This window comes from Siminovitchia jepli (genome assembly GCF_047228825.1).
Classification (GTDB): domain Bacteria; phylum Bacillota; class Bacilli; order Bacillales; family Bacillaceae_C; genus Siminovitchia.
In genome coordinates this window covers 1-8,128 of sequence record NZ_JBFEGN010000118.1, presented here as the reverse complement: position 1 = coordinate 8,128, position 8,128 = coordinate 1, and the positions used below count along the sequence as shown (strand labels likewise).

7 protein-coding genes are annotated in these 8,128 nt (G+C 42.7%); 1 reads left to right on the top strand and 6 read right to left on the bottom strand.

From position 1 onward, the window contains the following. Positions 1–251: 251 nt before the first annotated feature. From AB1L08_RS20570 to AB1L08_RS20545, 6 genes are all read right to left on the bottom strand, one after another. A complete protein-coding gene (locus AB1L08_RS20570) occupies positions 252–1,619 on the bottom strand; it encodes a sigma-54 interaction domain-containing protein (protein ID WP_413066485.1) in 1,368 nt (455 codons plus the stop codon). Between the two features lie 430 nt (positions 1,620–2,049). Continuing rightward, positions 2,050–2,829, bottom strand: a complete 780-nt coding sequence (locus tag AB1L08_RS20565) for an ABC transporter ATP-binding protein (RefSeq protein ID WP_413066484.1) — start codon at positions 2,827–2,829, stop codon at positions 2,050–2,052. 20 nt (positions 2,830–2,849) lie between these two features. Then, entirely contained in the window at positions 2,850–3,614 is a 765-nt protein-coding gene (locus AB1L08_RS20560) for an ABC transporter permease (RefSeq protein WP_413066483.1), read from the bottom strand. A gap of 17 nt (positions 3,615–3,631) precedes the next feature. Then, the gene (locus AB1L08_RS20555) at positions 3,632–4,621 is read right to left on the bottom strand and encodes an ABC transporter substrate-binding protein (RefSeq protein ID WP_413066482.1); all 990 of its coding nucleotides are present in this window, start codon (positions 4,619–4,621) and stop codon (positions 3,632–3,634) included. A gap of 180 nt (positions 4,622–4,801) precedes the next feature. Next, positions 4,802–6,028: an ABC transporter permease gene (locus tag AB1L08_RS20550; RefSeq protein ID WP_413066481.1), complete on the bottom strand. Its 1,227-nt coding sequence runs from the start codon at positions 6,026–6,028 to the stop codon at positions 4,802–4,804. Then, positions 6,021–6,962, bottom strand: coding sequence for an ABC transporter ATP-binding protein (locus AB1L08_RS20545; RefSeq protein WP_413066480.1), 942 nt, complete (start codon positions 6,960–6,962; stop codon positions 6,021–6,023). The genes AB1L08_RS20550 and AB1L08_RS20545 overlap by 8 nt, the downstream gene beginning before the upstream one ends. 167 nt (positions 6,963–7,129) lie before the next feature. Here AB1L08_RS20545 and AB1L08_RS20540 point away from each other — a divergent pair, with 167 nt between their 5' ends. Continuing rightward, entirely contained in the window at positions 7,130–8,047 is a 918-nt protein-coding gene (locus AB1L08_RS20540; protein WP_413066479.1) for a nuclease-related domain-containing protein, read from the top strand. Positions 8,048–8,128: the final 81 nt, after the last annotated feature.

The window sequence follows — 8,128 nt, the reverse complement described above, 5'->3', positions numbered from 1 at the left end:
ACCCTTGCATATAACTTCGACAAAAAAGGTAAAAAACCTTGTTAAAACAACATTTTTTTGTTATTCAGTAGACCCTACATATGAAAGATGCAAGGAGCATGCCATAATAAAAAAGCCTTGTTCTGTAAGGCTTTTTATTTTTCTGTTTCTAAAGATTTAGAAAACATCTGCGTTTTTAATGCTGCCAGCTACCAATGGCCGGGTTCCAATCTGTTAGAAATCAAAAGACAGGTTTCTAAAAAATTAGAAACCTATGGAGCAATATTCAATTTTTTCATTTTATTATATAAAGAAGCCAATGATATCCCCAACAACGTTGCCGCTTTTTTCTTTCCTTCCACAGATAAGCCCGTTATCTTTAATGCATTCATAATCGCCTTTCTTTCTGTCTCCCTTATCAGGTGGTCCAAGGACAGGGAAGAAGCCTTTTGGGTTTGGTTATTGGAAAACTGTTTTTTGATTGTCTCGGGCAAGTGATCGAATCGAATTTCATTTTGTTGAGACATATTAACAGCGTAATGAATCGCATTTTTTAATTCGCGAATGTTTCCGGGCCAATCATATGCTTGCAGTATTTGCATAACATCCTGGCTTATGATTGGCAACTTCCAATTTTGCTTTTCAAAAATTGACAAAATGATGGACGAAATATCATTCTTTCTTTCACGCAAGGGAGGAATCCGCAAATGTACAGCGTTAATGCGATAAAACAAGTCCTCACGAAAATGGTTTTTTTGGATCATATTTAATAAGTTTTTATTAGTTGCCGCTATAATTCGTACATCTACTTTTTGTTCCGTCAAACCGCCGATTTTCCGAAAAGTCCCTTCCTGTAAAACACGCAGCAACTTTCCTTGAAGATTAAGAGGCATATCTCCGATTTCATCCAGAAAAAGCGTTCCATGATTCGCCAATTCAAACAAACCGATCTTGCCGCCGTCTTTTGAATTGGTAAAGGCTCCTTCCTCATAGCCAAATAATTCACTCTCCAAAAGGGAGCTGGGGATGGCAGCGCAGTTAATAGGAACAAACGGATCATTTCTTCGTTTACTCTCATTATGGATTGCTTGGGCAAACAACTCTTTTCCTGTACCGGATTCTCCTGTGATGAATACATTTAAGTCGGAAGCTGCCACTTTTTTTGCTTGATCAACCACCTTTTTGAGACTTTCGTTATTGCCGACAATATTTGAAAAGCTATATTTTGCCTGATGGAGGTTGCCAAATGCTTTTTCCAGCTGTTTAAGCCTTGTTTTACTCCTCTTTAGTTCTTTCGTTAACTCATATACTTCCGAAATACTTTTACAAATTGATACTGCTCCAATAATTTCGTTTTGACTGCAAATCGGGGCCATGTCAACGACATACTCCTTTGATTTTTCCTTGCGAAAAATTCCTTCACGCGTTTTTCCATCTCGTAAAACAGATGGCAGCAAAGCTCCCGGACGAACTTCAATTAATGGTCTGCCTATAATTTGATCTTTTTCCACACCGGTAATTTTTGAATACTCCTCATTAATTAACCGTACTACCCCGTTGCGGTCAATCACAAGAATGCCATCATGAACTGCCTCTATAATGCCTTCTAACCACCCGACTTTCTGACTGTCCGTATACAATCACCAGTCCCTCCTTATTTGTTCAGGTCTTAAATTTCAGTATTACTTTGAAAATTTATCTCTTCTTGAAAAACCATTTTTCAAACGTTTTCAATAAATGTTCATTCTTGAAGGGATTTTAAAATACTAAGTTTCTATCATTTTGACAAAGCCCCTTTTCAGAGGTATTCCGAAGATAACCATTCCAAGGCTACCGAAGTGACTTAATGGCTAAATATAAGCACTATGATGAAATAATCAAAAATTCCCCGGCAATGAAAGCGATCACAAAATCTGTTATGCGCTTTGACTCATTGAAAAGGGCCGTTATACCTCATTCCAATCAATAATTAATTCAAACAAATATTTGAATCAATTAAACGTTTGATTAAAGTATATCAAACAGGAATATAAGAAAAAACCGCCCCCAACGGACGGCTTTTGCCTTTGTTCAGGCAGGCGTGCTCTTCTTTTCTTGCAGCTCTAGGATGATTTCACGCTTGTATTCGATAAATTCTTTCGTCAGCTGTACGTCCCACTCGCGCGGCCTCGGGAGATTGACGGGAATCTCTTTGGCAATTTTCCCCGGCCTTGCCGACATGACATAAATCCGGTCCGACAAATAAACGGCTTCGTCTACGTCGTGTGTCACAAATAGGACGCTGCATTTTTCTTCTTCCCAGACGCGCAGGAGCAGATCCTGCATTTCCTTTCTCGTTTGGGCATCGAGTGCGCCAAACGGCTCGTCCATTAGGAGCAGGCTCGGTTTATATACGAGCGCCCTGGCAATGGCTACCCTTTGCTGCATTCCGCCTGACATTTGGGAAGGGTAATGATGCTCGAACCCGTCAAGACCGACAAGTTTTAAAAAATGAAAAGCCTTTTCTTTCTTTTCGGATTTGTTTAATGAAGCTTCTTTTTTTAAGGCAAATGCCACATTTTCCCATGCGTACAGCCAGGGAAGCAAGCTGTATTGCTGAAAAACGACGCCACGGTCCCTGCCCGCTTCCGTAATTTGTTTTCCGTCCAATTCCAAACGGCCTTCCTGACATGTATCCAAGCCCGCCACAAGCCGAAGAAAAGTCGATTTTCCGCATCCAGAAGGCCCCAGGAGTGATACAAATTCGCCTTCTTTAATATCCAGGTTGACGTCCTGCAGGGCGATAATTTCCTGCTTTTGGCTTAAAAAGCTCTTATGGATGTCTTTTGCAAATAAACGAATATTGTCCATCATTAACCTCTTTCCTAAAGTCATTTCCTCCATTTGGCCGATTCTTTCCAGGGGAACAGGCGGTTATATAACAACTTGAATATGAGATCGGTTATTAACCCCAATAAACCAATGACAAGTATGCCTAAAATGATCCGGTCCGTTGCCAAATATCGTTGAGCCTGCATAATCCGGAAGCCCAATCCTTCGGAAGCGGCCACAAGCTCGGCGACAACGAGATATGTCCAGGCCCATCCCCATGTCGTACGAAATGTATCCATAATGCCCGGAAATGCTGCCCTGAAAATAATATCTTTTATGATTTCAAATTTTTTCAGGCCGATCGTAAGGCCCACTTCGATAAGCGATCGATTTACCGTTTTGCAATTGTCAGCTATCATGATGACTTCCTGGAAAAAGACGCCCAAAAATAAAATAAAGAATTTTTGAATATCCGTCGTGCCAAACCATAAGATAGACAACGGAATAAAAGCAACCGCCGGCATATAACGGACAAGGCCGACAAGCGGCTCCCAGACAGATTGCCAAGCCCGGGAAGTTCCCATCATGATTCCGATTGGCAGCGCAAAGATCGTCGAGATCAAAAAGCCCATAAAGATTCTGTAAAAACTGATGCCAATGTCTTTAAAAAAGATGCCTTCATTGATTTCATCCACAGCAGCGCGGACAACATCCGTAGGGGATGGAAGAAAGAGGGGATCCACATATCCCCCGTATGTGACAATGCTCCATCCGCCGAAAATCAAGATAATGCTTGCAATTGAATAGGTTGTATATCGAGTCATATGATTGCTCCAATCAACTATTCCATATCAAATATTTCTTCAAGGTTGACTTCTTTTTTCATGCTTCCGGCTTCCATCATCAGTTTTTGGATGTTTCCGGCAGCTTCCATCAATTCCCCGGACCTGGCTTTTTCAGCTTGTTCTTTACTATTGTAAAATTTCAATCCGGACAATATCGATGGCAATTCTTCCGCGGTTATACCGCTCCCTTCGGCAACAATTTTATTGCCTTCTTCCTCGTTTTCTTTCCAGTATTGGAGCGCTTCGTCCCAAACTTTACGCAGTTTTTCTGTCGCTTCGGGATTGTCTTCGAAAAACTTCGTTTTCCCCACGACAATGTCACTGATCAGGCCGGGTGAATCTTTTCCCGTATAGATAAGGTGGACGCCCTCATCCTGCTTTTTGCCCAATACTTCGTTGATGTACGGTGCATACGTAACAGCTGTTTTTACATCACCCGAGATCATGGAGAGGCCTGCCTGCGATGCCGGCATGAATACTGTTTCAACCTCATCAAGTGTCATGCCCTCTTCACTTAATGCCTGCTGCAATAACAGTTCGGATGTAGCCCCTTCTTCAAAAGCAATCTTTTGTCCTTTCAAGTCCTTTACAGATTGAATGCTTTTATCAGCCAAAATAGCATCCGCATCATGAGACTCATCCATAAAGATGATTGCTTTCATGTCCAAATCCTGATTGGCTTCCATGCGGATCGTTGTGTGCGTCGCCAAATTGGCAACCTGCACTTTATCGGATGCAAAGGCGGCATTCATGTCCGAATCCTGCTCAAACGGGACAGTTTCCAACTTGATGCCGTATTTTTCATCTATTCCTTTTTCTTCGGCAATCCAAAATGGTCCGTTTCCTACCCATGGCTGTACAGCCATTTTGATGGTGAGTACATCTTCTTTTTTACCTTCATTGCTCTTTTTTTGAGTGCCTTGCGAACACCCGGATGCAACGAGCAATAATAATGCCATGCTGATGGCTATCCACTTTAATTTCATTATGTTTCCTCCCAGTTGAAAAAATACACTTTCCTTCTCTACTTCATTAAAGGATTAATATGAAACGAGCCTCACTCCATTCTTTAAATCAAAAAGCCAGTTCGCCATAAATGGGTCAGGCGCACTAGCTTTATTGTAATAGAAATAGATTCATAAGGAAATAGTTTGTTGTTTCCTATTCTAAGTCCACATCCACTTCCAAATCTCTTTCGGTGTAGCATTTTTTCCGTACATTAATATACCGACTTTAAACACTTTTCCCGCGAGCTTCATCATGAGCCAAATGCTGGCAACAAGGATGATAAGGGCAAGCACAATTTCCATCCATGGCCACGATTCCAAAAGTGACAGCCGCATCAGCAGGACGCCGGGTGCTGTAAACGGTATGAACGAACCGATCGTGGCAAACGACCCGCTTGGATCATCCAAAATCGGACCGATAAAAATCAGCGGCAAAAATGGCAGCATCATAACCATTCCCTGGAAATTGCTCGTTGCCGTCATATCCTCAACGGTAGCGCCGATTCCGACAAAAATGGCCGCAAATAATAAGTATCCTGCTACTGCAATGAATAATAAAAGAAGCAGTTCAGGCACGAACAAATATTTCAAAAGAGGGATATCAAATTTCCAAATAACGAGCGGGATGGCAAAGACAATCCACACAGCGACCTGGGTAATGCCCAAGACAAAATAGCCGATGATTTTTCCTTGCATTAAATCTCCCGGTGTTACCGAGGATAAGATGATTTCCGCGACCTTTTCCTTCTTTTCCTGGGAGGCCGAAGTAAAAATCATCATGCCTGTCATTACAATGGAAAATAGGATCACGCCGGAAAAGATGCCCGGTACAGCTCTTTTGAGGGGATCATCCGCCTCCATGGCATCCTCATTTGCCGATGTCTCCTCGACAACCGGTTCCATTGTAACTCCTTGCGAGATAACCATTTTTTGTTCATCCGTCAAGCCAATCCTTTCAATTTGCAGCTGGCGAAGAACTGTTTCAATCAGGGATGCTTCGTACATAAATTCCTCGGGAACATGATCGTTCATATAAATCGGAACATACGCTTGATCGATGGCTTTTTCCGTCAGGGGAATGAATACGGCCTGTTCATCCGATTCCGCGACCTGTTTTCTGACCGTCTCTTCGTTTTTTGTAGTCTTTACCAAATGCCAATGTTTGAGTTCCTGGGCTGATGCAATCTGCTTGATTTGACCAAATGCGTTCAGTTCATCAAGCACATATACTTGGACCATATCCTCCGAATCGGAGCCGCTGAACAAGGAAGGGACAAAAAAGAAAAACGCAAATAAAATCGGGGTTAATAGCAAGGATATGATAAAGGACTTGTTCCTCATATTTCTTTTGATTTCCCATTTTGCTACTTTCCAGGTGTTACGCACCGACTCCGCCCCCTTCCCCAACGTTTGTCATGGTATGATTATCTGTAGCAATATCAATAAAAATTTCATGGAGGGAAACTCGATCAATAGCCAGCTCTTGTATATGGAGTTCTTCCGGGAGGTGTTTGATCCAGCCTGGAATGTGCACATCACGGGTTAAATACATGACAGACACGTCCCCATTTGTTTCAACGCGCTGCACGTGAGGAATTCTGCCAAGTCGTCCAGGTTCGTTTTGACCGCGAATCGTACATTTAAAATTGGCGTATTGATTTTTGATATCTTCAATCGGCCCGTAAATGACTTTGCGCCCACGGTGTATCATAAATAGCCGATCGCATACTGCCTCAACCATATTCATTTGATGTGATGAGAGGAGAATCGCCGTACCACTGTTTGCCAGTTCCTTGATTTCCTGCTTAAAGACTTCCTGGCTGACCGGATCGAGCCCGGAAAACGGCTCATCCAATATAAGCAAGTCCGGCTCATGAATGATCGACCCGATGAACTGGACTTTTTGCCCCATACCTTTGGATAACTCTTCAACAGGAACTTTTTCTTTGCCTTTCAAGCCGAATTTTTCCAAATATTCCAAAGCCCGTTTCTTCGCCCTTTTAATCGGATAGTCTTTCAATTCTGCCAAATATAAAATCATGTCCATTACTTTTACGTTTTTATAAAGGCCGCGTTCTTCGGGAAGATAGCCGATGATATGACGGGGGATTGTGCCCGCTGGATAATCATGAAACTTGACCGTGCCCTCGTCCGGATACATAATGCCCATAATGCTCCGGATCGTAGTTGACTTTCCTGCCCCATTCGGCCCCAAAATCGCCATGATCTCGCCTTTATGTACATCGAAGGAAATATTTTCGATGACGCGATTTTGTTTAAACGTTTTGCCAAGGTTTTCTATCGCCAAGAGAGGTTTCATAGGTCATCACCCTTTCACACTTTCTTATACGATATAGATTGAAAAAAGTTTCATTCCTGTTGGCGGAAAAAGTCATGGAAAGCGTTTTCTTTCTGTGTTAATATGCTGGTAGAAACAAGCTACTGAGGTGGAAAGCCATAGTTGTACAAAACAGAGGAGAATCCCTTTTGCTGGAAGGCATAAATGGGGCATTAAAGCGATTGAATTCTGACCATGAAATGTATCCCTTGCTGGACACAAAAGCATTTTCGTTGGAAGCCGGCATCTCTGGCGAAGAAAAATTGGCCGAAGTGCTTCGAAAGCAAGATTTTCCGTTTGATCACCATATCATTCACGGCCTCTCCTTGGAATCTCACAGCCAATTTCAAATCGACTCCTTATTTCTTACCCGCTACTATGGTGTTATTTTTGAAGTGAAAAATATTAGTGGACGCTTAAAATTCGTTGATACGCCCCCTCAACTGATTCGAACACGCGACACCGGGGAGGTCAATGGGTTTGAAAGCCCAGCAGCCCAAGTCGAACGCAACGGTGAACTGCTCGGGCTTTGGTTTCACGCCCGGGGTATTCAAATGCCGCTTTATCGTGTCGTTGTTTTAGCATATCCTAGACAAATTGTTGAAAAAGCTCCGGTAAAAACAAAAGTGCTGTTCCCCAGCTCCGTTCCTCCATTTCTTCGAGGTCTCCCCCGTGAGAAAGCCGTTCTTGATAACAAAACTTTCAAATGGTTGACAGAAGAACTCTTGGGTAGCCATATAAACTATATTCCACGGCCTGTCTGCGAAATGTATGATATTCCCAGGACCGCCATTCGTACCGGTGTTATCTGCGTTGGCTGCGGATCAATCGGCATGCTCAAAATCAAAAGAAGCTGGCGCTGTAAAAGATGCGGGCGTCTTAATCACAAGGCGCATGAACGTGCTGTAAGAGAATGGTTTTTGATAATAGGAAGAGAAATGACCAACAGGGATTGCCGGGAATTTTTGCACGTAGATTCGGATACAGCCTACAGGATAATAAATAGCATGAGATTGACACCCAGCGGAACATATAAAAATCGCTCATACAGGATGAACTTTATATAACATGCGGTATCCGCGGGTATTTTTCGGTATCCGCGGGTATTTTTCGGTATCCGCGGGTATTTTTCGGTATCCGCGGGTATT